The sequence below is a fragment of the Rathayibacter sp. VKM Ac-2879 genome, assembly GCF_015351245.1.
In the GTDB taxonomy this organism is placed as follows: domain Bacteria; phylum Actinomycetota; class Actinomycetes; order Actinomycetales; family Microbacteriaceae; genus Rathayibacter.
The window spans coordinates 206274-232773 of record NZ_JADKSO010000002.1 but is presented as its reverse complement, the minus strand read 5'-3'; the positions used below and the strand labels follow the sequence as shown (position 1 = coordinate 232773).

Here is a 26500-nt window from a genome sequence, read left to right as displayed (position 1 = left end):
GTCCGGCCACCCGGCCGGGCGCTCCGCGCACGAAGGAGCAGACCCTCGCCTGGCTGCGCACGCTCTCGGGTGAGCTGTCGACCCAGACCATCACACGCCTCGAGGACACGCTGCCCTGGTACGGCAGCATGCCCCCCGGCCGTCGTTCGGCCGTGGGGCTCGTCGCCCAGGCGGGTATCACGTCGTTCATCTCGTGGTTCGACGACCCCTCGGCAACGCCGTGGATCGCGGCCGACGTGTTCGGCGCGGCTCCGAGAGAGCTGCTCCGCTCGGTGTCGCTGACGCAGACCCTGCAGCTCATCAAGGTCACCGTCGAGGTGGTCGAGGACCGCATCAAGAACGGCGGCGAGGACCTTCGCGAGGCGATCCTGCTCTACTCCCGCGAGATCGCGTTCGCGGCCGCCGACGTCTACGCCAGGGCGGCGGAGGCGCGGGGCCTGTGGGATGCGCGCCTCGAGGCCCTCGTGGTCGACTCGATCCTCACGGGCGAGGCCGACGACGAACTCCCCAGCCGCATCGCCGCCCTCGGCTGGCACGGTCACGGGGAAGTCGCGGTGCTTGTCGGCACCGCGCCGAAGATGCTCGACGTCGACCAGCTGCGCCGGACAGCGCGCCACATGGACGCCGATGTCCTGATCGGCGTGCAGGGCAGTCGGCTGGTGCTCGTGATCGGCCGAGCCGAGCCGAGCGATACCGCCGCCACCGAGGCCCCGGTCGCGTTCCTCGAGATCGCGGAGGCGCTCGAGCCGGGCTTCGGCTCGGGGCACCTCGTGCTCGGTCATGAGGTACCGACCCTCGTCGAGGCGTCCCGAAGCGCGCGAGCGGCTCTCGCCGGTTTCGCGGTCGCCCGCTCGTGGCGCAATGCGCCGCGGCCGGTCAGCGCGGACGATCTCCTGCCCGAGCGCGCCCTGGCGGGTGATCCCCTCGCGCGGCAGAGCCTCATCACGCAGATCTACCGACCCCTCCAGAAGCACTCGACCGAGCTGCTGACCACGCTGTGGGCGTACCTCGACAACGGCCGTTCACTCGAGGCGACGGCACGCGAGCTCTTCGTGCACCCCAATACCGTGCGGTACCGCCTGAAGCGGGTCGCCGAGGTGATCGGCTGGGACGCGACGGGTGCTCGCGAGGCCCTCATCCTCCAGTCGGCCTTGATCCTCGGCTCGATGAGCGATCCCGACGGAACCGTCCGGCGTCGCCCCCCGCGAGGCTGACCCTGCGCCGACCCTCACTCAGGCCGAGGCGCCAGAGCCGTTGTAGAACCGCGACAAGCCCTGTGCGGTTTGTCAGTACCCCAGAGCGCCGCATCCGGCAGCGCAGATCGGAAGACTGAATCCTGTGATCGTCGTCGTCGCCCCGGGTCAGGGCTCCCAGACCCCCGGTTTCCTCTCGCCTTGGCTCGAAGTCCCCTCGGTCGCCGAGCAGCTCGCCTCCCACTCGGAGGCTGTCGGCATCGACCTCGCCGCCCACGGCACCGTGTCCGACGCGGACACCATCCGCGACACGGCCGTGGCCCAGCCCCTCCTTGTCTCGGCCGGGCTCGTGAGCCTCGCCGCGCTGCTCGACGGCGGTCGACGCGAGCGCATCGCCGGGATCGCCGGCCACTCCGTCGGCGAGGTCACCGCGGCGGCGGGCGCCGGCGTGCTCACGGAGGCCGAGGCCCTCGTCTTCGTGCGTGAGCGTGCGCGTGCCATGGCTGCCGCGGCCGCCGCGACTCCGACCGCGATGAGCGCCGTGCTCGGCGGCGACGAGGAGGCGCTCCTCGCCCGACTCGACGAGCTCGGCCTCGAGCCCGCCAACTACAACGGTGGCGGCCAGATCGTGGTCGCCGGCGCGCTCGACGCGCTCGACGCGCTCAAGGCGGAGCCGGTCCCCGGGACCCGCGTGATCCCCCTCCAGGTCGCGGGAGCGTTCCACACCCGATACATGGCTCCGGCCCGCGACGCCCTCGCCGGGACCGCCGCGACGCTCTCCCCCTCCGACCCGAGTCTCCGACTCTGGACCAACCGTGACGGCTCGGTCGTCGACTCCGGCGCCGCGTTCCTCGATCTACTCGTCGGCCAGGTCGCGTCGCCGGTGCGCTGGGACCTCTGCATGGCCGCGTTCGCCGAGGCCGGAGTCACCGGCGTCGTCGAGCTGGCTCCGGCGGGTGCCCTCGTCGGCCTCGCGAAGCGCGGCCTCAAGGGCGTGCCGACCCTGGCCGTCAAGACCCCCGACGACCTCGACGCCGCTCGTGCCTTCATCGATGAGCACGCCGCCTAGCAGGAGAGACCCATGACCACCCCCACCCTCACCCAGTCCAGCGGCAGCGCCTACACCCGAATCCTCGGCATCGGAGCGGCGCGCGGCGACCTCGTCGTCCCCAACGAGGACCTGATCGGCCCCATCAATTCCTCCGACGAGTGGATCCGCCAGCGCACCGGCATCGTCGAGCGCCGCCGAGCCTCCGCCGGCGTGCTGGCCGTCGACCTCGCCGCCACCGCCTCCCTCGAGGCGATCGAGAAGGCGGGGATCCGCCCCGACCAGATCGGCGTCGTGCTCGTCTCCACCATCAGTAACACGGTGCAGACCCCCTCGCTCGCGGCGCTCCTCGCCGACCGGATCGGCGCGAACCCCGCCCCCGCCTATGACATCTCCGCGGCCTGCGCCGGCTACACGTACGGCATCGCCCAGGCCGACTCGTTCATCCGCTCCGGTCTCGCCGAGTACGTGCTCGTCGTCGGTGCCGAGAAGCTCTCCGACCTGATCGATCCGGCCGATCGCAGCATCTCGTTCCTCCTCGGCGACGGCGCGGGAGCGGCCATCGTCGGCCCGAGCGACTCGGTCGGCATCTCGAAGACCGTCTGGGGCTCCGACGGCTCCAAGTGGGACACGGTCGGCATGGACAACCCGCTCCAGGCCTACCGCGAAGGCCGCGTCGCATGGCCCACCCTCCGTCAGGACGGACCCTCGGTCTTCCGCTGGGCGGTCTGGGAGATGGCCAAGGTCGCCAAGCAGGCGCTCGCGGAGGCGGGCGTCACGCCAGAGGACCTCGCAGCCTTCATCCCCCACCAGGCCAACATGCGCATCATCGACGAGTTCGCGAAGCAGCTGAAGCTACCCGACTCGGTCCTGATCGGACGCGATATCGAGACCACCGGCAACACCTCGGCCGCCTCGATCCCGCTCGCCACCCACCGCCTGCTCGAGGAGCACCCCGATCTGCACGGCGGGCTCGCCCTGCAGATCGGCTTCGGCGCCGGACTCGTCTTCGGCGCACAGGTCGTGGTGCTCCCTTAGGGGGCGCAGGGCCACCCCTAAACTGACCTACGGTCACACGACGAACACCGCATTCACACCTCAAGGAGAGAACCATGGCACTGTCCAACGAAGAAGTCCTCGCCGGCCTGGCCGAACTCGTCAACGACGAGACCGGCATCGCGACCGATTCCGTCGAGATGGACAAGTCGTTCACCGACGACCTCGACATCGACTCCATCTCGATGATGACCATCGTCGTCAACGCCGAGGAGAAGTTCGACGTCAAGATCCCCGACGACGAGGTCAAGAACCTGAAGACCGTCGGCGACGCCGTCACCTTCATCGTCAACGCCTCCGCGTAGTCCGCGCCCGCGCTCACCGTCCTCGAGGAGGACGCCCCGACCGGGCCGCATCCGGTCGGGGTGCGCCCGGCACCCACCCGTCACGGAACAGAGAACTCGTCATGACCACCAAGAAGATCGTCGTCACCGGGATCGGTGCCAGCACTCCCCTCGGCGGCACCGCCCGTGAGTCGTGGGAGGCGCTTCTCGCCGGAGAGTCCGGAGCCCGCACCATCGAGGCCGACTGGGTGTCCGAGCTCGACCTCCCCGTCACCTTCGCCGCGCAGGCCAAGGTGCGTCCGGAGGAGGTCCTGCCCCGACCCGAGGCGAAGCGCCTCGACCCCTCCAGCCAGTTCGCCCTGATCTCGGCGCGTGAGGCGTGGGCCGACTCCGGCATCACCGACGTCGACCCGCTGCGCGTCGGCGTCGACTACTCCACCGGCATCGGCGGACTCTGGACCCTCGTCGACGCGTGGGACACCCTCCGAGAGCGCGGCCCCCGCCGCGTCCTGCCGATGACCATCCCCATGCTCATGCCGAACGCCGCAGCCGCCGCGATCAGCATGTCGATCCCGTCCCGCGCCTACGCCCGCACCGACGTGTCGGCCTGTGCCTCGAGCACCGAGGCGATCGCGAACGCCTACGAGCACCTCCAGCGCGGCCTCGCCGACGTGGTCATCACGGGCGGCACGGAGTCGGTGGTGCACCCCCTGCCGATCGCCGCGTTCGCGTCGATGCAGGCCCTGTCGCGTCGCAACGACGACCCGGCCGGCGCCTCCCGCCCCTATGACGTCTCCCGCGACGGCTTCGTCCTCGGCGAGGGGGCAGCGACGCTCATCCTCGAGACCGAGGAGCACGCTCTCGCCCGCGGCGCGCGCATCTACGCCGAACTCGCCGGCGGAGCGGTCACGAGCGACTCCTATCACATCACCGCGCCCGATCCCGAGGGGTCCGCGGCGGCCCGCGCCATGGTCGCGGCTCTCGAGCAGGCCGGAGCAGCCCGCACCGACGTGGTCCACGTCAATGCGCACGCCACCAGCACGCCGGTCGGAGACATCGCCGAGTACCGCGCGCTCCTGCGCGTCTTCGGGGATCACCTCCCGAACATCGCCGTCTCGGCCACGAAGGCCGCGACCGGTCACCTCCTCGGCGGTACCGGTGCCCTCGAGGCGATCTTCACCGTCCTCGCCCTCCACGAGCGCACCGCTCCCCCGACGATCAACCTCACCGAGCAGGACCCACAGATCCCTCTCGATGTCGTCACGAGCCCTCGCGCGCTCGGCGACGGCCCGCTCGTCGCCCTCTCGAACTCGTTCGGGTTCGGGGGGCACAACTCCGTTGTCGCGTTCCGCTCCGTCTAGGGGGCGTGGCGTGCTCGAGGGAGCGGCACTGTCAGCCGACGCTGTGCATCCAGACGACCGGCGCGAAGTCGCTCGCGGCGCGGAAGGGCTCGAGCTCCTCTTCCCAGGCCTGGCCGAGCGCCAGGCGCAGCTCGCGGTGCAACTCGATCGGGTCGGCGCCGGCGATCTCCATGGCCGAGCGCACGCGATCCTCGGGGACCACGGTGTTGCCGACGCTGTCGGTCTGCGCATAGAAGATGCCGAGCGCGGGAGTGTGCATCCAGCGGCCGCCGTCGCTGCCCGGTGACGGATCCTCCGTCACCTCGTAGCGCACGTCTTCCCAGCCTCGCAGGGCGGAGGCGATGACCGCGCCCGTGCCGACTGGCCCCTCCCACGCGAACTCGGCGCGCTGCGTCCCGCGGAGGACCGGCTGGTCGATCCAGGCGAAGTTCACGGCACGACCGAGAGCGCGACCTGCTCCCCACTCGAGATGGGGGCAGAGCGCGCGGGGGGCGGAGTGTACGAAGAGCACACCCCGAGACTGCTGCTCCACCATGCTGTCCTCCGTCCTGGTGCGTCTTCCCCAACGACCCGGACCACGAGAACGAACTGTGGTGCATTCTTCGATTAGACGGTGGATGAGCCACCAGGACAGATTATGCAGGAGCGGTCGCGTACCGACAAGGCGGCTCGCCGCGCCCGCCCGCGGAACGCGAGCATCCCCTGCCTATACTCGGGACGGTCCGCAGCGGCTCCCCGCCCACGACCCTCCCGGCTCCTCATCCCGCCCGCCCGATCAGCCCGAAGGAGTCCCGTGTCGGTCCGCGACGGCCTGCTGGCCCTGCTGACGCTCGGCCCCGCGTATGGGCGGCAGCTGCACGCCGAACTGCTCGACCGGGCTGCCCATCGTCCGCGCATCAACGTCGGACAGATCTACTCGACGCTCGACCGACTTCGCGAGAGGGGCCTCGTCGCCGACGCCGGGTCGACCGAGGACGGGCTCCCCTTGCACACGCTCACCGAGGAGGGTCGTGCCGAGGCTCTCGCCTGGCTCAGCGGAGAGGGCGCATGCTCCGACGAGGGCTGGGACGACGTGCTCGACCGTGTCCTTCTGGCCTCGAGCCTGTCCCTCGCCCACCTTCGTGCGGTGCTCGCTGCCTACGATCGCGTGCTGAGCCGCGCGGCGGGCGACGCCCCAAGGGACGAGCCGAAGGCTCGCGCCACGTCGTCGAGCGACGCGGGCAGGCAGGACGAGCAGCACCCCCAGCGTCGCCTGGCCGCCCGCGCCACGCAGGTACGCGAGGAGGCGCTGCGCCACCTCCTCATCGCGGCCCGGGAGGAGCTCGTGGCCGACGCCGACGCCTCCACGGTGCGCGGCTTCGCGCTCGAACGCCCCCGACGTGGCCGGCGTGCCGGGCCGAGAGACGAGACAGGCACAGGCGCCGTCGCCTAAGGTGGTCCGCATGTCCCGCACCCCCCTCGGCCTCCGCATGTCGCCTCGCGTGCGTCGACGCGTCGGGGCGGCCGGCGCGGGCACCGTCCTCCTCCTGTGCGCGGCACTGGCCGGCCCGCTTCCGGCCGATGCCGCCTACAACCCCTCCGACTACCCCTCGTGGTCGGATGTCCAGGCCGCCAAGTCGAGCGAGAGCGCGACGTCCGCCGAGGTCGATCGCATCACCGCCTTCCTCGCCGACCTCCGCGATCAGGCCGCAGCGCTGACCGATGCCGCGATCACGCGCGCGTCCGAGGCCGACGCCGCCGCGACCGCTCTCGACGAAGCGACGCAACGTGTCAGCGCCCTCGAAGAACGCGCGAACGCCGCCCGAACCGATGCCGACTCCGCCAAGGAGCAGGCCGGCAAGCTCGCGGCCCAGCTCTACCGCAGCGGCGGCACCGACGCCACGCTCAACCTCCTCGTCGGCGGTCAGGAGTCGAGCGGCCTGCTCTACCGACTGGGCACCATGAGCCAGCTCACTCTGCAGACGAGTCGTCTCCAGTCCGAGGCGGAGTCGACCGAGAACGAGGCGGCCTCGCTCGCCGCCCAGGCCGAGAAGGCACGTGGCGAGCGGGCCTCGCTCGCCTCCGCCGCGAAGGATGCGCTCGCGGCGGCCCAGCAGGCCCAGGTCGACGCCGACGCGAAGGTCGCCGAGCAAGAGAAGTACAGCGCACAGCTCTACGATCAGCTCGCCTCGCTCAAGAACACCACGGCCGAGCTCGAGAAGGAGTATGCGACCGGGCAGGAGGCGAAGGCCGCCTATGAGGAGCAGCAGCGTCAAGCCGAGCTCGCGGCGCAAGCGGAGGCCGAGCGACAGCGGCGGGCCAACGCCCCGGCAGCGGCGCCGAGTGGCGGAGGCGGCTCAGGCTCGAGCAGCGGCGGTAGCGGCCCGGTCGAGCTCGGGAACGACGACCCGACCGGCGCGAGCAACAGCTCCGACAAGACGATCGCGGCGCTCGGCACCTATGCCGGTCGCACGGACGGCATGTCTCCGGCACAGGCGCAGGCCTATGCCCGCACGGTCGTGGGGAACTTCGGCTGGGGCCAGGACCAGGTCGACAGGTGCCTCATCCCGCTGTGGAACGGGGAGTCGGGTTGGCGCTGGAACGCGCTGAACCGTTCCTCCGGCGCCTACGGAATCCCGCAGGCACTTCCCGCCAGCAAGATGGCGACCGCCGGTGGCGACTACCAGACCAACGCGGCCACGCAGGTCGATTGGGGCCTCTCGTACATCAAGAGCGCGTACGGCTCGCCCTGCACCGCGTGGGCGGCCTGGAACAGTCGCTCGCCGCACTGGTACTGAGCGCGATCCTCCCTCACTTCGCCTCTTCGTAGGCGCGGACGACCGCGACGGTGACCGGAAAATCGACCTCGCCGCGCCCGAACAGCGCCCGCCCGGCGCGCGCCGCGGCCTCGCGAACGATCGCGGCAGCCTCGTCGGCCGCCTCCTCCGGCGCGTGCACGATGACCTCGTCGTGCAGGAAGTAGACGAGGTGCGCCCGCCCGAGCGCACCGCCCGCCGATCGCAGACGCGCTCGAAGCTCTCCCATCCAGCACAGCGCCCACTCGGCCGCCGTGCCCTGCACGACGAAGTTGCGGGTGAACCTCCCCCACTCGCGCGCCCGGGGGCTGCCCGGCTCGAGCCCCTCGACGCCGGGAGGCGAGCTGCGGCCCAGCCAGGTCGACACCGGCTCGCCCCGCTCGCCCGCCCGGGCCGCCGCCTCGACGTGCGCGACCGAAAGCGGATACGCCCGCGCCAGGCGAGGCACGAGGCGCCCCGCCTCTCCGCTCGTCGCCCCGTACATCGCCCCCAGCATCGCGACCTTGGCCCGTGGCCGATCGGGAACGACGCCCTCGTCGACGATGCCCTGATAGAGATCGCGTCCACGACCGGCGGCGGCCATCGCGGAGTCGCCCGCCACGGCCGCGAGGATCCGCGGCTCGAGCTGCGCCGCGTCCGCGACCACGAGCCTCCACCCGGGATCGGCGGTGACCGCGGCCCGGATCTGCCGCGGCAGCTGGAGCGCGCCACCGCCCGATGTCGCCCACCGGCCGGTGACCACGCCGCCCACCACGTACTCGGGACGGAATCGCCCCTCGTGCACCCACGCGTCGAGCCACGCCCACCCGTTGGCCGTGAGCAGGCGCGAAAGCTTCTTGTACTCCAGAAGCGGCGGGATGGCGGGATGATCGATCGCCGAAAGCTCCCAGGAACGGGTCGACTCGACCGCGAGTCCCGCCCGGCGCAGAGCCCGCAGCAGCTCGACCGGCGAATCGGGAGTGAGCTCGGGTGCCTCGAGCTCGGCACGGAGACGCTCGGCAAGCGCCTCCAGGCGCGCCGGCCGCCCGCCGAACAGCGGCCGGGGACCCAGCAGCTCGGTCAGCACCCGGTCGTGCACGTCGGCGCGCCAGGGCAGCCCGGCGGAGGCGATCTCCCGCGCGATCAGGGCGCCGACCGACTCGGCCGCGAGGAGGAGGCGGAGCCGGCCGGGATCCTCGGCGCCGGCGAGCGCCTCCTCCTGACGCGCGAACTCGAGCAAGGGATCGAGCTCCTCCGCGTCGCCGTCCGCCTCCTCGAATCCGACGAGCGTGTCGAGGGCGGCCGGAGCAGCCGCCGCGCCGTCCCACGCGTCCAGCGGCATGCGGGCGAGGGGCGAGCGGGAGGCACCCACCGAGCGCCGGAGGATCGCCCGGGCCAGACGCAGATCGTGGCACCGTGCGACGCCCACTCCGGCTCCGAGGAGCGCGGGATACCACCGCGAGGTGTCGTCCCAGACCCAGCGCGGCTGCTCGCCCTCACGCGAGCCGACCCACGCGGCAAGCGCGGCGGTGCCGTGGCCGCGCGCCGCCTCCGCGCCCGTCCCGACCTCGAACGCCTGCCACCGCCCGGTCGGGCCGCCGGCGAGTGCGAGGAGCATCGGGCCATTCTCCTCCGCGGGCCGAGCATCGACGACGCGTGCGTGCGGAAGCGAGCTCACGGTGCCGGGTAGCCCGGAAAGGGCTTGTCCTGGGCGGTGGGCGGCTGATGCTCCCAGAGAGCGGCAGCGATGGCGTCCATCGACCTCGAATAGCCGACGAGGGTGCGGCGACTCGGTTCGGCGGCCCAGGTGACCGCCCGGAACCACGTCTCGCGGTAGGGACCCGTCTCGATCCGGCGCACGACGCCGATCTTGCCCGTCCGGAGGGAGTCGACCATCACCCACTCGTCCTCGCCGTTGCCGCGCAGCATATACAGCGGGCTCCACTCGATCATCGTGCCTCCTGCCGACCGATCCGCAGCCGTCGCGAACGCGGACGCTGAGGCGTACACTCGCAGACTATCGAACATACGTTCGAACGGCTACCCATGAGGTGGGTGGCCGCGTGTGATGTCTCAGGACATCGGTGACGAAATCTGTATCGCAGACTCCCCAGTGTCTCGGCGAGTGGCTTTTGTCGAGGTAGCAGAACAAGGTTTGGTGGAAGCGCTCGTTCTTGCCCTGGGTGGTCGGCTTGTATGGCTTTGTCGTGCACGCTGATCGGGCCGTGATCTCACCCAGAGGCCTCTCACGCTGCCCGAACCTGCAGGGCCTGCGACTTGACATCGTCGGACAACGTTGACGGGTTCGATCTCGGGCGCCGAGACCTCGGCTCGAGCACAGCAGCTGGCCCATCAATACGGCGCACTGTCTTCCGCGGCTCTGCAACAGGGCCGGCCGAGTGACATGATTGGGCATGCTTTCCGGCCGGCGCTCTACTGCGTCAACGTCACTGCTCTCAATCGACTATGAGACGACAGGCGATGCCTCCGGTCCCGCCGTCATCCTGTTGCATGGATTTCCGTACGACGTCCGGGCATATGACGACGTCGCGGAGATAGTCGGTACGGCAGGTGCGCTCGTAGTCGCGCCATACTTGCGAGGTTTCGGGCGAACACGCTTTCTCGACGAGAACACGCCTCGATCGGGGCAACAAGCCGCGCTCGGGCAAGATCTCATCGACCTCCTCGATGCCCTGGACATCGAGACGGCAGTGGTCGCAGGGTACGACTGGGGCGGCCGCGCAGCATGCATCGCCGCTGCGCTGTTCCCCGAACGCGTGACTGGCCTGGTGACCGTTGACGGCTACACCATTCAGGACATCGCCCACGCCGACTCTCCGTCGCTACCCGAATGGGAGAAGACATACTGGTACCAGTACTACTTCCACTCGCCCCGCGGGCGGCGTGGCCTCGCAGAGAACCGCGAAGCACTCTGCGAACTGCTCTGGCGCGACTGGTCGCCCACCTGGCTCGATGCGACGAAGGCCTTCCCGGCATCTGCCGTGTCCCTGCATAACCCGGACTTCGTCGATGTTGTCATCCACTCCTACCGCCATCGATTCGGGCTCGAAGCCGGCGACCCGCGCTATGACGAGCTGGAACAGCGCCTCGCAGCGGACCCCACGATCAGTGTGCCTACCGTCGTTGTGGAAAGCGGGGCGGACGGCGTCGCGGGGGCGGGCGCCGCGGGTGACCGGGATTTCTTCACGGGGAAGTACGAGCACCGCCTGCTGCCGAACATCGGACATAACGTCCCGCAGGAGGACCCTGAGGCATTCGCTCAGGCCGTGCTTTCACTGCTCCCGTAGCACCCATCGACCCGACAGTGCGAGCCACCTCGCTTCTCGGAACGGTGAATGTGTGGTTGATCGAAGTGTCACCACGAAGAATTCGAGAAGTGTCAGTGGCGCGGCGCGCGCTACCGGGTCAGCGACAGGCCGAGGGTGTGGACGCGGACGAGCGAGTGGTGGGCCCCCTTCGAGGCCTACCCGCCCGCCTGCGGCACGCCTCCGGTGAGCGTCGGCGGATGGCGCTTCGAGGCGACGGACCTCGCGACCGGAGGAGCCTTCGTGCTCGAGGTCGTCGCGACGACCGAGCCGTGTGGGAGCGTCGTGCGGATCGACGAGTGATCCGCACGGCACGTCACTTGTCGGCCGACCAGGGCGCCTTCGTGAGAGCGATCAGCGCGGCAGTTCCAGAGACGAGGCCGACGCCGGCGATGGCAGAGACGACGAGCCAGAGGACGAGTTCCATGCGGCAAGTGTACCGAGCCCGTCGAGCGCATCCCGCGCCCCACCCCGGCCATGCATCGGCTATGGAATAGCCTGGTGCAAGTGACCGACTCCCCCACGCGCGCGAGCGTCGGACTGCGCTCCGCACGCGGCCCGATCCTGCTCTCCCTCATGATCTCGACCGCCCTGGTCGCCCTCGACGCCACGATCCTGTCGACGGCCGTGCCCTCGATCGTCAAGGACCTCGGTGGCTTCGAGCAGTTCCCCTGGCTGTTCTCGATCTACCTGCTCGCCCAGGCCGTGTCGGTGCCGCTCTACGGCAAGCTCGCCGACATGATCGGGCGCAAGCCGATCATGCTCCTCGGGATCGCGCTGTTCCTCCTCGGCTCCCTTCTCTGCGGCCTGGCCTGGAGCATGCCCGCGCTCATCGCGTTCCGCGCGCTGCAAGGGCTCGGCGCCGGTGCGATCCAGCCCATGGGCATCACGATCGCAGGCGACATCTACACCGTCGCCGAGCGCGCGAAGACGCAGGGCTACCTCGCGAGCGTCTGGGGCATCTCCTCCGTCGTCGGGCCCACCCTGGGAGGCGTGCTCTCCGATCTCGGCGCGTGGCGCGGGATCTTCCTCGTCAACATCCCGCTGTGCTTGCTCGCCGCGTTCCTGCTGGTCCGAAACTTCCGCGAGACCACCCATGGCGAGCGTCAGCCGATCGACAGCGCGGGCGCCGCGACCCTCGCCGTGGGCACGGCACTCCTCATCCTCGGGCTTCTCGAGGGAGGCAGCGCGTGGCCGTGGCTCTCACCCGCCGGCATCGGGGTCTTCGTCGGAGCTGCCGCCGCGTTCGCCGCCTTCATCGCGATCGAGCGCCGCGCCCCTGCGCCCGTGCTGCCACTCTGGGTGCTCACCCGACGGGTCCTGATCTCGACGAGCCTCGTCTCGGTGGCCGTCGGCGCGATCACGCTCGGCATCACCTCGTACTTCCCGACTTTCGCGCAGGGAGTCCTCGGCAGCTCGGCGCTCGGAGCGGGGTTCGCCGTCGCCGCGATGACCCTCGGCTGGCCGGTGGCGGCGAGCTTCTCGGGGCGGCTCTACCTGCGGATCGGATTCCGGAACACCGGCTTCATCGGTTCGGGGCTCGTCGTCGCGGGCACCGCGCTGACCATCCTGCTCGGCGCCTCCTCGACGCTGTGGGCGATCGCGGCGTTCTGCGTGCTGATCGGCGCCGGTCTCGGGCTCGTCGCGACGCCGACGCTGATTCGCGCGCAGTCGAGCGTCGCGTGGAACGAGCGCGGTGTGGTCTCGTCGACCAACTTCTTCGCCCGCAACATCGGCAGCGCGGTGGCCGTCGCGGTCTTCGGCGCGATCGTCAATGCCCAGGCGGGCGGAGGCGTCCCCTCGCCGGCCGAGCTGGCCGACGGGACGCGTGCGGTGTGCATCGCGCTCACCGTGCTCGCGCTCGGGATGCTCGTCGCGGTGGGGGCGATGCCCCGCGAGGAGCCCGCGGGCGCCTAACTCCCCCGGCCTGGGCGGCGTGCGGCCGCCACGCGCCGCAGCCGATCACGCCGCCACCGCCCGACCCGGTGCCTCCAGCGCTCGACGGGAGTGCCCAGCCCGGGGTGGCGGCGGAGCGTGTGCGTCGCGCGGTCGAGACGGCGCAGCATGTCGGCGACCGTGCCGAAGGGGCGCGCCGAGATCCCCACTTCGAGGTGACGGTCGAGGACGATCCGGTGGCGCAGCCCGAGGTGCAGGCTGATTTCGATGTCGTCGTGCACATAAGGGTCGTCGCGGTGCATCTCGCCCGAGATCTCCTCCCACGCCGAGCGCCGCAGTGCGCAGTTCGAGCCGAACAGCGGCCAGTTCGCGAGCGCTGAGCCCATCAGCACGAAGTACGCGTCCATGTAGACGAGCCGCGCCACGGCGCGCGGAATCGGCCCGAGCTCGACGAACCGTCCCGGTCCAGTGACGGCACCCACGTCCGGATCGGCGAAATGGCCGGCGAGTCGCGCGATCCAGTCCGGTCCGGGGAGGGAGTCGGCGTCGAGCCGCGCGAGCACCTCGCCGCGGGCCACGTCGAAACCGTGCGCGGTGCTCGCGGGGATCCCCGAGCCCTCGTGCACGACCACCCTCGCTCCGCCCGCCCGTGCGACGGCCGCGCTGTCGTCGGCGCTGCCGTCGTCGACGACGACGATCTCGAAGGGAGCGAGCGACTGGTCGCGGAGGAGTTCGAGCAGCCGTTCGAGGTGGCGGGCATCGTCCTTGACGGGGACGACGACCGAGATGCGCCGGTGGTCCATCCGTCCAGTCAACGCGATTCCGGAGGAACGCGCTGGCACCGCCACGCCCGCCGGCACGCGTCGCGGCATGTCACACGGCTGTCGCGCCTCCCGCGTCGGTGCTGGGGTCACAGAGGGTCGGCTGCCGCCTCGCGACTTTAGGCCTGCCCGCGCCATCGTGACCGCATCCGATCGCACGGTCGCCGTGCCCAAGTCGCGCAGCTCGACATGGCGGAGGACGCCGGCTCGCACCTGAAGCAAGACGACTGGCGCGACCCCTGACGAGTACTTCTGCCCGCCGGGTATTCTCGAAGGGTGCTCCGGCGAGCGGGGCGGCAGGCTCCAGGATGTAGGTGACGCGCGTGTGGTTCCGGCGTCGGCGCAGATTCAAGATGGAGCCGTACGACCCCGACGAGAACCCTTCGCGCGAGCCGCTCTCTGTCGAGGAAGCGGCCGACGAGGGCCTGATGCTCGCAAAGTACGCGAGCCGCATGGCGGTGAAGAATCGCGTCCTGATGGACGGCATCACGGCCGATGTCCCCTTCGACGTCGGTCGCTACTCGATCGTCGCGGCGGCCGAGCTCGAGAAGCTGGCGGCCGAGTCGGAGGCGGCTGCCCACCGCCTCCGGACGATCGCAGCCGACGTCACCAGCGTCGGCGGTCGCTCCGACCACGTGCACGACTACCGCTCGGCCGACGTCGACAACCTGGACCACCGCGAGCAGCTCTCGCTCCTCGTCGCGGAGTCGCTGCGCGAGTGGGCCCGCGACGAGGAGTACCTCGCGGCGCTCGTCGACGAGGCTCGACAGGACGCCTGGCGGGAGCTCGCGAGTTCGATAGAAGAGACACTCGACCGCACGCCTCGCCTCGACGCCGACGACGAGGAGTACCGTCGCGACCGCTCCGTGCGGATGGCACTCGTCGTCGTTGACGACCTCGCGCGGCTCGCCGAAGAGCGCGGAGTCACGCTCGAGGGATGAGCGGGAGTCAGGCCCAGCCGGCCCGGAACGACTCTGTCGCCTCGGCCGAGCGCGCGCGGACCGCCTCAAGCAACTCCTCCATCGAGGAGCTGCGCAAGAAGGCCAGACGATCGAGCTCGGTGACCGGCGCGACTCCCGCCAGCTGCCAGGCCCGCATCTCCTCGTCCTCCGCCACCTCGACGACCGCGCCGTAGCGCTGCTCGACGAACTCGCTCGCCACCGCGAGGGCCGTGCGCACCGCCGCCTCCGCCGCGGACAGCGACGTCGCGAGTCGCGGCTCCCACTCGAGCGCCGGTAGCGGGCGCACGTCAGCGTGCGGGTACGGGTCGTCTTCGTACCAGCGCACCACCTCGAACCGCTCCTCGCCGACCGAGTCGAGTGTCACGAACGCCTCGCCGCCGTCGATGGTGAGGATGCGCGCGCGGGTGCCGACGGCGAAGCGCTCGTCGCCCCCGCCCACCTCCTGGCCGCGTTCGATGAGCACGACACCGAAGGTCGCCGTGTCGTCCTCGAGGATGTCGCCGAGCATCCGCAGGTACCGCGGCTCGAACAGCCGTAGCGGAAGCGGCATGTGCGGGAGCAGCACGGAGCCGAGCGGGAACATCGGGAGGTCAGGCACGGGTCCAGGCAATCACGTCCGCGTCGCCGCGGCCAGTACGGGCGTCGGTGGCTCCGACGTGCTAGCGCTCGACCGAGCGTCGGGGGCCGCTGTCCGTGCGCCCGTTGAGCACTTTCGCGATGAGCTCCTCGGACCGCGAGAGGTAATCGGCCAGCGTCTGCTCGTCGCGGGCGTCGGCCAGCTCGGCCACGCTGGGTGCCGAGAACACTCCATCGGCAGGATTACGGAGGAGGAGGCCACCGCGTGCCAGGGCCACCGCGGTCGAGTCGTCCAACGACCACGCGTTGACGCCTGCGGTCTCGACGATGTCGTCGCTCGACCGTCGTCGGCCGCCGGAACGCCGGACGACCTCGTGCATGACGGAGCGGACGGGCAGCGGCGACACCCGCAGCTCGCCACGGTTGACGGCGCGCGTGACCGCGTCCGACAGGGTCTCTCGCGCCAACGCATGCAGACTCGCGGCCAGCTCGATGCGATCCATGTGCGGTCCTTCTTCTCATCGACCTGCACACAGTCCGATACGGGACTCCGCTCGGCGCCGCGGGGTCGTTCCTGCTCTGCGATGGGCGCCCCGTCGCGTCCGGCTCAACCGTACGGACAAAGGAGTTCGCGCCGCGCCCCCCATCGTGGCCTGAACTGGTCTGCGCGGATCCGCAGTCAGTGGCCGCGGGCGTCGAGCGAATCCCCATCCGCAGGCGCACCTTCTGTTCACCGAAGGCGTGCAAGATCGGCGCATGGCCACCGAAGTGAACCTCGACGAGATCGTCTCCGAAGTCTCGGGGCGGCTGCGACAGCGTTTCCCCGACCGCTCGGCGGCCGAGGTCGAGTCGACCGTGCGTACCGAACTCGACGCGCTCGCCGGCCGTCCTGTGCAGGACTACCTCTCGGTCCTGACAGAGCGCGCCGCGAAACTGCGGCTGAAGAAGTCGCACTGAGGCGGACGTGCCGAGGCGTCCCCGCTAGACGCCGTCGCGGACCCGGGAGGCGAGCACCGGGTCGTGCCAGCGGCCCGCCCCGCCGCAGCACCCCCTCCTCGATGAAGCCGGCGCGCACCAGAGCCTTACGCTCCGCGACGTTACTCGGCGAGGTTCGACCACTCGTCCCGCCAGGGACTGTGTGATCCGGTCGCGGGGATGACGAGCAGGGAAACGGACCTCAACGCCGTGCGAGCGCGCCGCGAGCTCGAGCCCACCACAGTGGTCCCCGACGAGCTGCTGGCGTCACTCCTCCCTTCGCGTCTGTCTGGAACTACCTCGAGATCGACCAACTGAGCCCCCCCGTTCGCGGGAGAGGAAGGGAAATTCGTCCTTCCCGGAAATACGGGCATGGCAAGAATCTCCCGACTTCTTCCTGAATCTTCCAGGTGGATCGCTGAGAGGAACCGCACGTGGGTAAGAGCTCTGTCTTGCGCAGGATGAGACGCGTCCGCCGACGATCGGCAGCTGCCGGGAAGCCAGGCCGCCTGGACATCCAGGGCCTACGTGCCCTCGCGGTCATCGTCGTGATCCTCGATCACATCGCCGGCTGGCCGTCCGGCGGCTTTGTCGGCGTCGATATCTTCTTCGTCATCTCCGGCTTCCTCATCACCGGGCTGCTGATCCGCGAATGGGATCGCACATCGCACATCTCCTTCTCCGGGTTCTACGCCCGCCGCGTCAAGCGCATCGTGCCCGCGGCGACCGTCGTCCTCGTCGCGACCATCGCGGCTTCCGCGGCCCTCTACGGACAGCGCCAGTTCCAGAGCATTAGCCTCGACGCCGTCTTCGCATTCTTCTTCACCGCGAACTGGCGTTTTGCCGCCGCAGGCACCGACTACTTCAGCGACGGCGGTGCGGTCTCCCCGCTGCAGCACTTCTGGTCGCTGTCCGTGGAGGAGCAGTACTACTTTGTCTGGCCGTGGCTGATGCTGCTGATCCTGTGGCTGATCGTGAAAGTCGCCAAGCGGTCCGCATCATCCGCTCGCCTCATCGTCGGCCTAGCGATCGTTACGCTCTCCGTTGCGTCCCTCGCGTGGGCGATGTACGAGTCGACCGCGAACCCGACCGTCGCGTACTTCTCCACCCTCAGTCGCACCTGGGAACTCGGCGCTGGCGCGACCCTCGCTATCTTCGTCGCGCCCCTCTCCCGGCTCCCTGCCCTCCTCCGCCCGGTCCTCGCCTGGGTCGGCCTCGTCGGAATCGGCGTCTCGCTCTTCCTGATCAACGACTCGCTGCCGTTCCCCGCTCCGTGGGCGCTCCTGCCGGTCCTGTCAACGGTGCTCGTACTCGCGGCGAACAGCGGTACACAACAGCAAGCGGCCTACCTGTGGCCGCTCACGAACCCCGTCTCCAAGTACCTCGGCGACATCTCGTACTCGTTGTACCTGTGGCACTTCCCGATCGTGATCTTCGCCGGCTCCTTCTTCCCCGCCGGATCCGCCGGGCTTCTCCTTTCGTCGTTCGTCGCGACGCTGCTCTTCTCCATCGCGTCGTACCACCTGATCGAGTGGCCCGCTCAGAAGTCGCCGCTCTTCACCGCAGGCCGCCGCTCGGAGCGTCGAGAAGTCTGGCTGAGGTGGGCTCGTGAGTTCGGGCCGCGCTACAAGTACGGCTCCGTCGCGCTCCTCGCGCTCGCAACGAGTGGCATCGTCGCTGTCGCGTTCGCTCCGCCGCCACCCGCGCCGCCCGCCGCGATCGCCCCGGCACCCGTCCCAACGACGACGGACGGTGCCTCCGCGCAGCCAGTGACCGCCGCGGCGACGCTCGCATCTCAGATCGAGCAGGCGCTCGCGCTCAAAGCATTCCCGACATTCGATCCGGCGATCGGGGACATCAGCACCGAGGAGCTCTTCGCCACCGTCACGACATCGGACTGCCTGAACATCTCGAGCACGCAGCAGAGCATCGACTGCGAGAGCGGCCCCACCGACACCGGTCTCGACGTCGTGGTGCTCGGCGACTCGTACGGCATCGCGTGGACTCCCGGCATCAAGGCAGCCCTTGAGCCGCTCGGGTACCGCATCCACCCGATGACGCGCGGCGAGTGCCCAGCCTCCTGGGTGAGTGTCAAGCACACGTCCGGCTCGGCCTTCCCCGAGTGTGACACCGCGCACGAGTGGCGCCAGGAGCGCATTGCCGAGATCAAGCCGGAGCTGACGATCATCGCGCAGTCCCAGCCAACCATCTACCGTATGGAGTCCAAGGGCTCCCCGAAGGACCACGCTGAGGAGCTCGCCGACGGTCTGCGTCGCACGGTCGACGGCATCGCCGCGAACACGGGGCGCATCATCGTGCTGTCGTCTCCTCCCGACGGAAAGCAGATGCGCGAGTGCGCCACCAACTTCGGCTCACCGGCTGACTGTGTGACCAAGCCCCAGCCCGACTTCGTGACGACGATCAACGACGAGGAGAATGCGCTTAAGGGCACGACAGCCGAGTATGTCGACACCCGGGACTGGTTCTGCGAGTCCGGCCGCTGCCCTGGTTTCGTCGGTTCGACTCCGATCCGTGTGGACACCGGGCACCTGTCGATCCAGTACTCGACGATGCTCGCGCCGGTGATCGCTGAGACAGTGATGACCGCGCCGACGCCGTGACCTCCGACAGGTAGGACGCCCCCTCCGTGAGAGCGCGAGGGGGCGTTCTTTTGTCACTTCAGGAATCCCGCTAGCTCCTCATGCGGAGCCGGCCGATGTCCAGGATCGGGCCCTTTTCGGCTATCACGGCGTCAGCCACCCGGGTCCTGGCAACGACCCACGCCTTCACCTATCCGCCTCGGTAGACGATGCCATTCGGTGCAGAGAGCGCACCAAAGCCTTACGCTCCGCGACGTTGTCGACGTCTGTATAGGCCTGCACCCGCTCCGCGCGGATATGGGCGAAAAGATACTCGGCGAGGAGCACTTGAGCACGCCACCCGATGCCCCGCCCGCGCATCCCGGCATCGACTCCGATCGCGATACTCCAGCACGAGGATGTGGCCGCTCTCCCCCACGAGCTCTCCAACCGCTCGACCCTGCCGAGCTCGTCGTCGCCGTGCCGGATGGCGAGCATGCCGCCTTCGGCACCGAGAAGCCCGTCGGCCGCGAATCTCGCACGGAGGCCTGTGACGTCGGTGAATCCGACCCAGTGAAGGCGCCCGTCCCGGAGTCGTCACGGAGTGCGCGCTCGAAGAGCAGGAGACTGTCCTCTGGAGGTTCGACGGACGCTGGTCCGCACCAGCGAGGGCTTCCGCGAGGACTCCCCCAAGTCCACCATGTCGATCCGGTCGGTGCCGCTACGACGAGAGCTGGCGGACGAACTGGCCGAGTACCTGGCCTCGCACCCGCGCGCCGCTGAGCCGACCGCATCGCTCTGGCCTGGACGGAACTACGGCGGCTACGGCGACTTCCGCGGCGGGCTCGACTGGTCCAAGCGCATGGACTACGACTCGTTCTACCGCCGCCGCTTCCGCGACGCCGCGAAGGCTATCGGCCAGCCGGACCTGCGCTTCCACGACCTCCGCCATACCGCAGCGTCGCTGTTCGCCGCCTCGGGCATGCCTCTCGCTCGCGTCGCCCGCCTCCTCGGCCACGCCGACACCGCGACCACCTACAAGGTGTACCTACACTTCTTCCCCGACGATCACGCAGCCGACATGGACCGGCTCGACGCGTACCTATCGCCCGACCGCGGCCGCAATGCGATTGGCACGGTTCCGCCGGTCCTCCGCATCGAGGGCTAGGGGTTCAGCCGACCAGGTTCACCGACGCGGTGCCACTCCCGGTACATCCTCCATAGTCCACGACGACGGTCCAGTGACCGTCACGGGGGATGGTCAAGCGCACCGGTGCCGTCGTTGTCACGTTGCCGCCGTAGCCGTTCGCCTGCCGCCCTGCCTTGAACGCCGCGAGATTCGCAGTATCGAGAAGACGAACGTTCGCCTTCGTTCCGGTGATCTTCACCTCAACCGACTGGCCGCGCTTGACCTGTCCCAAGTCGAACTCGTTGTACTTCATGCTTGTCACCCTTCTTCTCACATTTGGCGAGGTCTCGCCCGCTCACCTTTATAGTTGGAAGCACCGACATTCATCGTCGAAACGGACTCAGGCGGAGTACGGGATGTTGCTTCGGGTTCCGCCTCTCCGTAGGTGCGCGTTGTGTACGTTCAGCAGCTCGGAGAGCGCGTCCATCGTGTCGTTCGTCGCGCCCGGTCCCGCGGACACCTCTCCTAGGTCGAGCATCTCGCCGTACTCCTCCTGGCCACTGGGCCTGCCGGGCAGAAGGAAGCGGTCCTTCCAGAGTGGGAATTTTACGTATGGGACGAGACCCTTCCGATTCGATCGGAACGAAATTTTGTCGCCTGCCATGGCCTGTAGGCGTGTGGAGATTAACCGCCACTCCTGTTCCTCGTGGAAGGCGTCGTCCTTGTGCTCCGCCGCAATATTCAACAGCCCGAGCCGCAACGCCGCCTGCACGCGGTTCCGGTCGTCCCACTGATAGAAATCACCGGCGTCGATACGCTGGAAACCGTGCGCAACCACTGCTGACGCTGCTCGCATCGCAGCCTGCATGCCGTATTGGACCTTGACTAGCTTCCACCCCTGTTGAGCTGCGTGTCGAGCGAGATCCTCCTTGACGAGACCCAGTACATAGGCCTGACCGCTTCCGCCGTAGCCGCGCCACTGACTAAGCGCGTTAGGTAGCGTCGAGAACGATGTGACGTAGTACGGCACTGCGCTCGAGTCGCCTCGGAACATCATGATGGCCCACTCGATGGACTCCTTCAGGTCCGGGCGCTGCTTGAGGTAGTCCAACTCGAGCACGGAGGCGGTGGCTTCGAAGACGAGACGCAGCTCTTTGAGATCGTTCAAGTACCGCGCACCAGTAGCCCACAGCTCCCCGTTTTCGACGATTCCGCGGATGCCTTCGGAGGTCGTGTAGTGGAAGAGCATGTCCGCGTCGGTCAGACGTCGAGTCGGTTCCATCGGACCAGCATGCACCGCCGCCGACGCGACGGGTCGTAGGCGTGCGGAGGGGTTCTGGAGGGGTTCTGCTCCTGGAGCTTCCGAGCGAAGGGCCAAACTCCCCAGTGTTCACTTGGTAGGGCGTACGGGACTTGAACCCGTGACCGACGGATTATGAGTCCGCTGCTCTGACCGGCTGAGCTAACGCCCCGCGGCGCCCACTCAGCGGGCCCGTCAGGCTCGGCCGGCGGAAGCGGACGCTGCGTCGGCGGCCGGATCGGCCACCGGCTCCCCACGATACAGCCTCTCGAACGTGCTGATCGTGCGGTTGATGTCGTGCGAGGCAACGATGCGCAAGGAGGCGCGCTTCATGGCCTCGAGCGCCTCGGGGCCGACCGCGAGGACGTCGGTGAGGCGGTCGGCGAGGGCCTGGGCGTTCCCGGGCTCGAAAAGGAAGCCGTTCTCGCCATCGTGCACGAGGTGCGGCAGGGCCATCGCGTCGGCGGCGACGACCGGCAGGGCCGAGGCCATCGCCTCCATCGTCGCGATGCTCTGCAGCTCGGCGATCGAGGGCATCGCGAAGACGGTGGCGCGCGTGTATGCCTCCTTCAGCTCGGCGTCGGAGACGTATCCGGTGAAACGCACTCGGTCGGCGATGCCGAGGCTGGAGGCGAGCTGCTGCAGATTGCGCATCTGGTCGCCTCCGCCCACGATCTCGAGGCGCGCATCGAGGGCCGGATCGAGAAGGGAGACGGCGCGCAGGAGGACGTCGATGTTCTTCTCGCCCGTCACTCGGCCGACGAAGAGGATCGCATTGCCGCCGCGAGGCGAGAAGTCGGGGGTGTAGTTGTCGGCGTCGATACCGCACGAGATCGCATAGACCCCGCGGAGCCCCGTGTATTTCTCGAGGAACTGCGCAGCCTTGCGCGTCGGCGTGGTGACCGCCTCCGCCCGACCGAAGGTGCGACGTGCGGCCCGCCATGCCATCTGCACGGCCTTCGCCTGGACAGCCTTGGGCAGCAGGGTGAACTCGAGCATGTTCTCGGGCATGAAGTGGTTGGTGCCGATGACGCGGATGCCGCGCTTGGCCGCCTCGATGCCCAGACCGCGGCCGACGATGATGTGCGACTGGAAGTGCACGACGTCGGGCTTCACCTCGTCGAGGATCCGGGCGCTGTTCTGCCGGATGCGCCACGGCATCGCGAACCGCAGCCAGTCGTGCGGGAACCAGCGCCAGCTGTAGAGACGGTGCACGATGATCCGCTGGCCCTCATGGGTCTCGACGCGGGTGCCGCTCCAGCCGTCGGCGGACGGGGCGACGACGTGCACCTCGTGACCGCGCCCCGCGAGACCCGCCGCAAGCCGCTCGGCGAACTTCGCGGCGCCGTTGACGTTCGGAGCGAACGTGTCGCAGCCGATCACGACGGTGAGCGGGCTCGCATGATCGGCGTCGGATGACTCCGGTCGTGACGGGTCGCGGGGATCTGGCACGGATGGGTCCTAACGGAAGTCGTGCTCCTCGGCGAAAAAGAAAGAGGAGCGATCGGCGTGGGTCGGTTCGTGGCACCTCGGCGTGGGTCCCATTGTAGGCAGCGGCGCCCCCGGTAGCCGGGAGGCGACGCCGGTCAGTGCGCCTGCGGGTGGTGCTTGGCGAGGAGGAAGACGCCCCAGATCGCGACGACGCCGGCCGCGATGAAGAGCGGGATCGCCCACGGTGCCGCGTACTGCGCCTCGCCGAGGACGATGATGCCGATGGCCACGGCGACGAGCGGGTCGATGACGGTGAGCCCGGCGACGACCAGGTCGGGCGGCCCGGAGGAGTAGGCGTTCTGCACGAAGTAGCCGCCGAGGCCGGTGGCCGCGAGCAGCGCCACGATGCACACGATCGTCAGCCAGTCGAACTCGCCGTACTTGATGCGGTTGAGTACGACCTTCGCGAGCGTCGCGACGAAGCCGTAGACGACTCCCGCGCCGACGATGTAAAAGATGGCCTTCGCGCCGCGCCGGAAGACTCGGAAGGCGATCACGAACACCGCGAGGACCACCGCGAGGATCACCAGGATGGTGATCAGCTCGGAGGTCTGGATCGACTTGTCCACAGAGTTGAAGGCCGCGACGAGGACGAAGGTACCCACGCCTCCCACGCACAGCATGATCGCCCGGATCGACGCCCTGTTGAGCCGCACGCGGCTGACGCGCGCGTTGACCACGGCCGTGATCACGAGCGCGACGGCCCCGAGCGGCTGCACGACGATGAGCGGAGAGAACCCCAGGCTCGTCAGCTGGAAGACGATGGCCAGACCCAGCAGCACGGTGCCGATGACCCACGAGGGACGCGAGAGCAGGGCAATCAGTTGACCGCCACTGAGCCCGGACGATCCGGAACGCTTCGAGAAGCGCTCCACCTTGGCGACTCCCCGGTGCTGGAACTGCGCACCGAGAGCGAGGAACACCGCCCCGACGAGAGCGATGGGGATGCCGATGAACTTCGCCGGGTCGTTGAGGAGTGCGGCGAGATCGGCGGGCATGCAATCGACCCTACCCAGATTGGGTCCGAGCCCCCTCCGACGCACGGGTGAGCGGGCAAGCCCAGAGGATGATCGCCCGGAAGCCCGGCGACGGCTCCACGCTACCCTGGTCGGCATGGCCGTCCTCCCCATCCGCATCGCCGGCGACCCCGCGCTGCACTCACCCGCCTCCCCCGTCATCGAGTTCGACGAGACGCTGCGCACCCTCGTCGCCAACATGTTCGAGACGATGGACGCGGCGCCCGGAGTCGGGCTCGCCGGCCCCCAGGTCGGCGTGCCCCTGCGCCTGTTCGTGTACGACTACGCGGCCGACGACGGCACTCCCCGCCGCGGAGTCGCCATCAACCCCGAGCTCTTCGTCACACCCCCGCCGCTCGGCGAGGCCGACGAGGACACGGAGTCGGAGGGGTGCCTGTCGTTCCCGGGCGAGAGGTTCCCCCTCCGGCGCTCCGAGCGGGCGATCCTCCGCGCCGTCGACCTCGAGCAGACGCCGTTCGAGATCGAGGCGGAGGGGTGGTTCGCCCGCGTCTTCCAGCACGAGTTCGACCACCTCGACGGCATCCTCTACATCGACAGGCTCGAGCACGACTACCGCAAGCCGGTGCAGAAGATCACCCGCAAGCGCGGCTGGGGGGCGCCCGGCGTCTCCTGGCTGCCGGGCGTCGACCACCTCGAGGACTGAGGCGACTCATCCCCAGAACGCCGCGAGCCGCGGCGCGGACTCCACCCCGAGTTCGTGACCGGCCCGGGCCGCGACAGGGCGGAGCGCGGGATTCATCGCGACAGCGCCGAAGAGGTGCTCAGACTCGGCCGTCGGGACGAGCGTGTCGACGAGGCTCCCGCCTGCCCGAAGCTCGTCGAGCTGCACTGCGAGCTGCGAGCCCCACTCCGGAGGCGTCAGCGAGCGACCGCCGAGGGGCGACAGCACGAGCACCCGCTCACTGCCTGAAGCGAGATCCGCGTTCTCGTTCCGGCGGAATCCGCCGTCGAGGTACGGCTCGCCGCCAATGCGGAACGGAAGTCCGCTCGAGCAGCTCGCGGCGACGGCATCGACGAGCGCCACTCCGCTCGCAGCATCGAAGACGACCGGCTCCCCTCCGGCGCCGATCGCGGTAAGGAGGAGCCGCTGTGCGGGCCAGTCGCGCGACGGCAGCCGGGACAGGACGGTCGCGCGCCACTGCTCCTGCCAGGTCCCGTCGGAGGCGGCCTCGCGGTCGAACGCGGCATCGGCGATCCTGCGGCGCAGCTCGGCGGCGTTGTGGGCGGAGGCGATCAGCGTCCGCATCCGCTCGAGGTGGTCGACGACCGGTCTGCTCGTCGCCGCGATCGGGCTCGGCGGGACGGGGGTCTCGAGCACCTCGCGCAGGAGGCCGGCCAGTGACCCGCCCAGCAGCTGGGCGGCGGCCGTCGCGCCCGCGGACGTGCCGACGACGAGATCGGCCGAGGCGACGTCGACGCCCCCTTCTGCGAGGCCGGCGAGCACCCCGAGCAGCCAGGCGTTGCCTGTCGAGCCGCCGCCTCCGAGGACGAGGGCACGGCGAGGAGCGGGATGCGCGGCGGCATCGGCGGGGAGGGAGAGGGGATCGATCACGGGAGTCGCCTTTCGTGGGACGCCTGTGGGTGCTCCCGGCGACTAGTGCTGTCGCGGACGGAGGGAGTCACCCGGTGTGGATAGTGCGGTCACGGGGTCTCACCTCCTTTGGTCACGTGCGGAACGAGGGGAATCTAGCATCGATCGGGCGCGGATGTGCACCGCGCCGGCACCGCTCAGCTCAGCTCGACTCCGTGCACGCCGTTGTGGTGGCGCAGGGTCGGGAACGAGGCGGTGACGCTCCGGCCGACCCCGGGGGTGCGCTTTTCGTCGACGTCGCCGCCGAACAGGGCCGCGCGCTCCCGCAGCTCGGCGAGTTCGGGGCTGTCGAGACGCTCGGTGAGCGCACGCAGATCAGCGTCGACGACGTTCTCGTCGCGGACGGCGCCGCCGTGCCGCTCGCGATCGTCGTCGGCCTCGACGCGTAGGCCACTGGCGCTCCACCGGGACGTGATGCGCACACTCGTCCCCGCGCCTCCGGCCGAGAGAGCGGAGGCGAACGCATACTCGAGCACACGCAGAACCGCTACCTCGGCGCCATCGCGTAGAGGAAAAGCCTCGCCGAACGACTGCTCGTCGACGACCAGACCGCGCTCCCTCGCCTCCTCCACGAGCGGCGCAGCACCGCCCGGACGCGGCAGCTCGCCGGGATCGGTGGCGGCGACCGCCGAGATCCTGCGCAGCTGCGCGAGGGTCGCTTCCGCGGCGCGCACGGCTCGGCCGGCCGAGCGGGAGGCGGCGGCCGGATCGCGATCGAGCACGAGCCGCACGCTCTCGGCCTCCTCCACGAGCTGGGCGGCGCTGCGCACGGCAAGCTGCTCCAGCTCGCCGACGATCCGGAGGCGCGCGTCCTGCTCGCGCACGGCAAGCTCGAGACGCACGACATGCGCCGCCTGCTGGGCATAGCTCTCGCGGGCGAGACGCTCGGCGGCCGCGGAGCGTCGCCAGAGTATGACCGCGCCGGCGGCGACCAGCAGGGCGAGGACGAGGACGACTTCGAGCACGACGGCCTCCGATGATGGGTCTCTCGGCGTGGGGGACGCCGGTGAGCGATGGTACCCGCGGGGGGTGAGGATCGCTGAGCCGGCGCGGGGGCTTGCGGGGATCGGCGCCCGTGGCGGGCGCGCCGCGGACCGGGCG

28 protein-coding genes and 1 tRNA gene are annotated in these 26500 nt (G+C 69.7%); 15 read left to right on the top strand and 14 right to left on the bottom strand.

All coding sequences use genetic code 11. The annotated features are described in order from the left end of the window. The first annotated feature begins 53 nt into the window (after window positions 1-53). The 5 genes from ITJ45_RS06075 to ITJ45_RS06055 all read left to right on the top strand — a co-directional run bounded on the left by ITJ45_RS06075 (window position 54) and on the right by ITJ45_RS06055 (window position 4942). Window positions 54-1214 carry a PucR family transcriptional regulator gene (locus tag ITJ45_RS06075; protein ID WP_194609094.1) on the top strand — a complete coding sequence of 387 codons (1161 nt, stop codon included), beginning with the start codon at window positions 54-56 and terminating at the stop codon, window positions 1212-1214. A 124-nt stretch (window positions 1215-1338) separates the two neighbouring features. Then, window positions 1339-2262: an ACP S-malonyltransferase gene (locus tag ITJ45_RS06070; RefSeq protein WP_194608607.1), complete on the top strand. Its 924-nt coding sequence runs from the start codon at window positions 1339-1341 to the stop codon at window positions 2260-2262. Window positions 2263-2274: 12 nt separating this feature from the next. Beyond that, window positions 2275-3279, top strand: a complete 1005-nt coding sequence (locus ITJ45_RS06065) for a beta-ketoacyl-ACP synthase III (protein ID WP_194608609.1) — start codon at window positions 2275-2277, stop codon at window positions 3277-3279. A gap of 74 nt (window positions 3280-3353) precedes the next feature. Continuing rightward, window positions 3354-3602: an acyl carrier protein gene (locus tag ITJ45_RS06060; RefSeq protein ID WP_194608610.1), complete on the top strand. Its 249-nt coding sequence runs from the start codon at window positions 3354-3356 to the stop codon at window positions 3600-3602. A 101-nt stretch (window positions 3603-3703) separates the two neighbouring features. Further along, on the top strand, window positions 3704-4942 hold the full coding sequence (locus ITJ45_RS06055) for a beta-ketoacyl-[acyl-carrier-protein] synthase family protein (RefSeq protein ID WP_194608612.1): 1239 nt from the start codon (window positions 3704-3706) through the stop codon (window positions 4940-4942). Between the two features lie 31 nt (window positions 4943-4973). On the opposite strand, the gene ITJ45_RS06050 is transcribed toward ITJ45_RS06055, so the two are convergent. Further along, window positions 4974-5477 (bottom strand): DUF3145 domain-containing protein, encoded by a 504-nt coding sequence (locus ITJ45_RS06050; protein ID WP_194608614.1) that lies wholly within the window; start codon window positions 5475-5477, stop codon window positions 4974-4976. Between the two features lie 258 nt (window positions 5478-5735). Between ITJ45_RS06050 and ITJ45_RS06045 the strand changes: the two genes are divergently transcribed. Together ITJ45_RS06045 and ITJ45_RS06040 are read left to right on the top strand one after the other, a co-directional pair. After that, window positions 5736-6374, top strand: coding sequence for a PadR family transcriptional regulator (locus ITJ45_RS06045; RefSeq protein WP_194608616.1), 639 nt, complete (start codon window positions 5736-5738; stop codon window positions 6372-6374). A 10-nt stretch (window positions 6375-6384) separates the two neighbouring features. Further along, window positions 6385-7719 carry a coiled-coil domain-containing protein gene (locus tag ITJ45_RS06040; RefSeq protein WP_194608619.1) on the top strand — a complete coding sequence of 445 codons (1335 nt, stop codon included), beginning with the start codon at window positions 6385-6387 and terminating at the stop codon, window positions 7717-7719. A 13-nt stretch (window positions 7720-7732) separates the two neighbouring features. Here ITJ45_RS06040 and ITJ45_RS06035 read toward each other — a convergent pair whose 3' ends face one another. Both ITJ45_RS06035 and ITJ45_RS06030 read right to left on the bottom strand, forming a co-directional pair. Beyond that, entirely contained in the window at window positions 7733-9334 is a 1602-nt protein-coding gene (locus ITJ45_RS06035; RefSeq protein WP_194608621.1) for a bifunctional 3'-5' exonuclease/DNA polymerase, read from the bottom strand. Window positions 9335-9390: 56 nt separating this feature from the next. Further along, entirely contained in the window at window positions 9391-9669 is a 279-nt protein-coding gene (locus tag ITJ45_RS06030; protein WP_194608623.1) for a hypothetical protein, read from the bottom strand. Window positions 9670-10130: 461 nt separating this feature from the next. Here ITJ45_RS06030 and ITJ45_RS06025 point away from each other — a divergent pair, with 461 nt between their 5' ends. The 3 genes from ITJ45_RS06025 to ITJ45_RS06015 all read left to right on the top strand — a co-directional run bounded on the left by ITJ45_RS06025 (window position 10131) and on the right by ITJ45_RS06015 (window position 12959). Continuing rightward, window positions 10131-11024, top strand: coding sequence for an alpha/beta fold hydrolase (locus ITJ45_RS06025; protein ID WP_194608625.1), 894 nt, complete (start codon window positions 10131-10133; stop codon window positions 11022-11024). 135 nt (window positions 11025-11159) lie between these two features. After that, entirely contained in the window at window positions 11160-11345 is a 186-nt protein-coding gene (locus ITJ45_RS06020) for a hypothetical protein (RefSeq protein ID WP_194608627.1), read from the top strand. A gap of 174 nt (window positions 11346-11519) precedes the next feature. Further along, on the top strand, window positions 11520-12959 hold the full coding sequence (locus tag ITJ45_RS06015) for an MFS transporter (RefSeq protein WP_194608629.1): 1440 nt from the start codon (window positions 11520-11522) through the stop codon (window positions 12957-12959). Here the strand turns inward: ITJ45_RS06015 and ITJ45_RS06010 are convergent. Next, complete coding sequence (locus ITJ45_RS06010; protein ID WP_194608631.1) at window positions 12956-13741, bottom strand: glycosyltransferase; 786 nt, start codon at window positions 13739-13741, stop codon at window positions 12956-12958. The two genes, ITJ45_RS06015 and ITJ45_RS06010, sit on opposite strands and share 4 nt — an antisense overlap. Window positions 13742-14112: 371 nt before the next feature. Between ITJ45_RS06010 and ITJ45_RS06005 the strand changes: the two genes are divergently transcribed. Further along, entirely contained in the window at window positions 14113-14700 is a 588-nt protein-coding gene (locus ITJ45_RS06005; RefSeq protein WP_194608633.1) for a hypothetical protein, read from the top strand. A gap of 7 nt (window positions 14701-14707) precedes the next feature. On the opposite strand, the gene ITJ45_RS06000 is transcribed toward ITJ45_RS06005, so the two are convergent. Further along, window positions 14708-15319 carry an LON peptidase substrate-binding domain-containing protein gene (locus ITJ45_RS06000; RefSeq protein ID WP_194608635.1) on the bottom strand — a complete coding sequence of 204 codons (612 nt, stop codon included), beginning with the start codon at window positions 15317-15319 and terminating at the stop codon, window positions 14708-14710. Between the two features lie 61 nt (window positions 15320-15380). After that, the gene (locus ITJ45_RS05995) at window positions 15381-15800 is read right to left on the bottom strand and encodes a hypothetical protein (protein ID WP_194608637.1); all 420 of its coding nucleotides are present in this window, start codon (window positions 15798-15800) and stop codon (window positions 15381-15383) included. A gap of 253 nt (window positions 15801-16053) precedes the next feature. Between ITJ45_RS05995 and ITJ45_RS05990 the strand changes: the two genes are divergently transcribed. Continuing rightward, window positions 16054-16254, top strand: a complete 201-nt coding sequence (locus tag ITJ45_RS05990; RefSeq protein WP_194608639.1) for a three-helix bundle dimerization domain-containing protein — start codon at window positions 16054-16056, stop codon at window positions 16252-16254. Between the two features lie 452 nt (window positions 16255-16706). Then, the gene (locus ITJ45_RS05985; RefSeq protein ID WP_194608641.1) at window positions 16707-18893 is read left to right on the top strand and encodes an acyltransferase family protein; all 2187 of its coding nucleotides are present in this window, start codon (window positions 16707-16709) and stop codon (window positions 18891-18893) included. Window positions 18894-19058: 165 nt separating this feature from the next. On the opposite strand, the gene ITJ45_RS05980 is transcribed toward ITJ45_RS05985, so the two are convergent. After that, window positions 19059-19349, bottom strand: a complete 291-nt coding sequence (locus ITJ45_RS05980) for a GNAT family N-acetyltransferase (RefSeq protein WP_194608643.1) — start codon at window positions 19347-19349, stop codon at window positions 19059-19061. A 202-nt stretch (window positions 19350-19551) separates the two neighbouring features. On the opposite strand from ITJ45_RS05980, the gene ITJ45_RS05975 reads away from it, so the two are divergent. Next, entirely contained in the window at window positions 19552-20019 is a 468-nt protein-coding gene (locus ITJ45_RS05975) for a tyrosine-type recombinase/integrase (protein WP_194608645.1), read from the top strand. 4 nt (window positions 20020-20023) lie between these two features. Here ITJ45_RS05975 and ITJ45_RS05970 read toward each other — a convergent pair whose 3' ends face one another. The 5 genes from ITJ45_RS05970 to ITJ45_RS05950 form a co-directional block, all read right to left on the bottom strand. Continuing rightward, a complete protein-coding gene (locus ITJ45_RS05970) occupies window positions 20024-20293 on the bottom strand; it encodes a DUF1883 domain-containing protein (protein WP_194608647.1) in 270 nt (89 codons plus the stop codon). Between the two features lie 87 nt (window positions 20294-20380). Further along, the gene (locus tag ITJ45_RS05965) at window positions 20381-21262 is read right to left on the bottom strand and encodes a DUF2971 domain-containing protein (protein ID WP_194608649.1); all 882 of its coding nucleotides are present in this window, start codon (window positions 21260-21262) and stop codon (window positions 20381-20383) included. A 113-nt stretch (window positions 21263-21375) separates the two neighbouring features. Further along, window positions 21376-21452, bottom strand: a tRNA-Ile gene (locus ITJ45_RS05960). Between the two features lie 23 nt (window positions 21453-21475). Next, complete coding sequence (locus ITJ45_RS05955; RefSeq protein WP_323742921.1) at window positions 21476-22732, bottom strand: glycosyltransferase; 1257 nt, start codon at window positions 22730-22732, stop codon at window positions 21476-21478. 134 nt (window positions 22733-22866) lie between these two features. Next, window positions 22867-23769 carry a DMT family transporter gene (locus tag ITJ45_RS05950; protein ID WP_194608651.1) on the bottom strand — a complete coding sequence of 301 codons (903 nt, stop codon included), beginning with the start codon at window positions 23767-23769 and terminating at the stop codon, window positions 22867-22869. 115 nt (window positions 23770-23884) lie between these two features. Here ITJ45_RS05950 and def point away from each other — a divergent pair, with 115 nt between their 5' ends. After that, the gene (gene def, locus ITJ45_RS05945; protein WP_228493621.1) at window positions 23885-24451 is read left to right on the top strand and encodes a peptide deformylase; all 567 of its coding nucleotides are present in this window, start codon (window positions 23885-23887) and stop codon (window positions 24449-24451) included. A 6-nt stretch (window positions 24452-24457) separates the two neighbouring features. Here def and ITJ45_RS05940 read toward each other — a convergent pair whose 3' ends face one another. Both ITJ45_RS05940 and ITJ45_RS05935 read right to left on the bottom strand, forming a co-directional pair. After that, window positions 24458-25360 (bottom strand): patatin-like phospholipase family protein, encoded by a 903-nt coding sequence (locus ITJ45_RS05940; protein WP_323742922.1) that lies wholly within the window; start codon window positions 25358-25360, stop codon window positions 24458-24460. Between the two features lie 176 nt (window positions 25361-25536). Next, window positions 25537-26364, bottom strand: coding sequence for a hypothetical protein (locus tag ITJ45_RS05935; protein ID WP_194608655.1), 828 nt, complete (start codon window positions 26362-26364; stop codon window positions 25537-25539). Window positions 26365-26500: the final 136 nt, after the last annotated feature.

Bases quoted from the DNA above. Each gene is read 5' to 3' on its own strand.
- ITJ45_RS06065 (WP_194608609.1), top strand. From the start codon at position 2,275: ATGACCACCCCCACCCTCACCCAGTCCAGCGGCAGCGCCTACACCCGA.
- ITJ45_RS06060 (WP_194608610.1), top strand. From the start codon at position 3,354: ATGGCACTGTCCAACGAAGAAGTCCTCGCCGGCCTGGCCGAACTCGTC.
- ITJ45_RS06055 (WP_194608612.1), top strand. From the start codon at position 3,704: ATGACCACCAAGAAGATCGTCGTCACCGGGATCGGTGCCAGCACTCCC.
- ITJ45_RS06050 (WP_194608614.1), bottom strand. From the start codon at position 5,477: ATGGTGGAGCAGCAGTCTCGGGGTGTGCTCTTCGTACACTCCGCCCCC.
- ITJ45_RS06040 (WP_194608619.1), top strand. From the start codon at position 6,385: ATGTCCCGCACCCCCCTCGGCCTCCGCATGTCGCCTCGCGTGCGTCGA.
- ITJ45_RS06035 (WP_194608621.1), bottom strand. From the start codon at position 9,334: ATGCTCCTCGCACTCGCCGGCGGCCCGACCGGGCGGTGGCAGGCGTTC.
- ITJ45_RS06030 (WP_194608623.1), bottom strand. From the start codon at position 9,669: ATGATCGAGTGGAGCCCGCTGTATATGCTGCGCGGCAACGGCGAGGAC.
- ITJ45_RS06025 (WP_194608625.1), top strand. From the start codon at position 10,131: ATGCTTTCCGGCCGGCGCTCTACTGCGTCAACGTCACTGCTCTCAATC.
- ITJ45_RS06015 (WP_194608629.1), top strand. From the start codon at position 11,520: ATGCATCGGCTATGGAATAGCCTGGTGCAAGTGACCGACTCCCCCACG.
- ITJ45_RS06010 (WP_194608631.1), bottom strand. From the start codon at position 13,741: ATGGACCACCGGCGCATCTCGGTCGTCGTCCCCGTCAAGGACGATGCC.
- ITJ45_RS06005 (WP_194608633.1), top strand. From the start codon at position 14,113: ATGGAGCCGTACGACCCCGACGAGAACCCTTCGCGCGAGCCGCTCTCT.
- ITJ45_RS05995 (WP_194608637.1), bottom strand. From the start codon at position 15,800: ATGGATCGCATCGAGCTGGCCGCGAGTCTGCATGCGTTGGCGCGAGAG.
- ITJ45_RS05990 (WP_194608639.1), top strand. From the start codon at position 16,054: ATGGCCACCGAAGTGAACCTCGACGAGATCGTCTCCGAAGTCTCGGGG.
- ITJ45_RS05980 (WP_194608643.1), bottom strand. From the start codon at position 19,349: ATGCTCGCCATCCGGCACGGCGACGACGAGCTCGGCAGGGTCGAGCGG.
- ITJ45_RS05975 (WP_194608645.1), top strand. From the start codon at position 19,552: ATGTCGATCCGGTCGGTGCCGCTACGACGAGAGCTGGCGGACGAACTG.
- ITJ45_RS05970 (WP_194608647.1), bottom strand. From the start codon at position 20,293: ATGAAGTACAACGAGTTCGACTTGGGACAGGTCAAGCGCGGCCAGTCG.
- ITJ45_RS05965 (WP_194608649.1), bottom strand. From the start codon at position 21,262: ATGGAACCGACTCGACGTCTGACCGACGCGGACATGCTCTTCCACTAC.
- ITJ45_RS05950 (WP_194608651.1), bottom strand. From the start codon at position 23,769: ATGCCCGCCGATCTCGCCGCACTCCTCAACGACCCGGCGAAGTTCATC.
- def (WP_228493621.1), top strand. From the start codon at position 23,885: ATGGCCGTCCTCCCCATCCGCATCGCCGGCGACCCCGCGCTGCACTCA.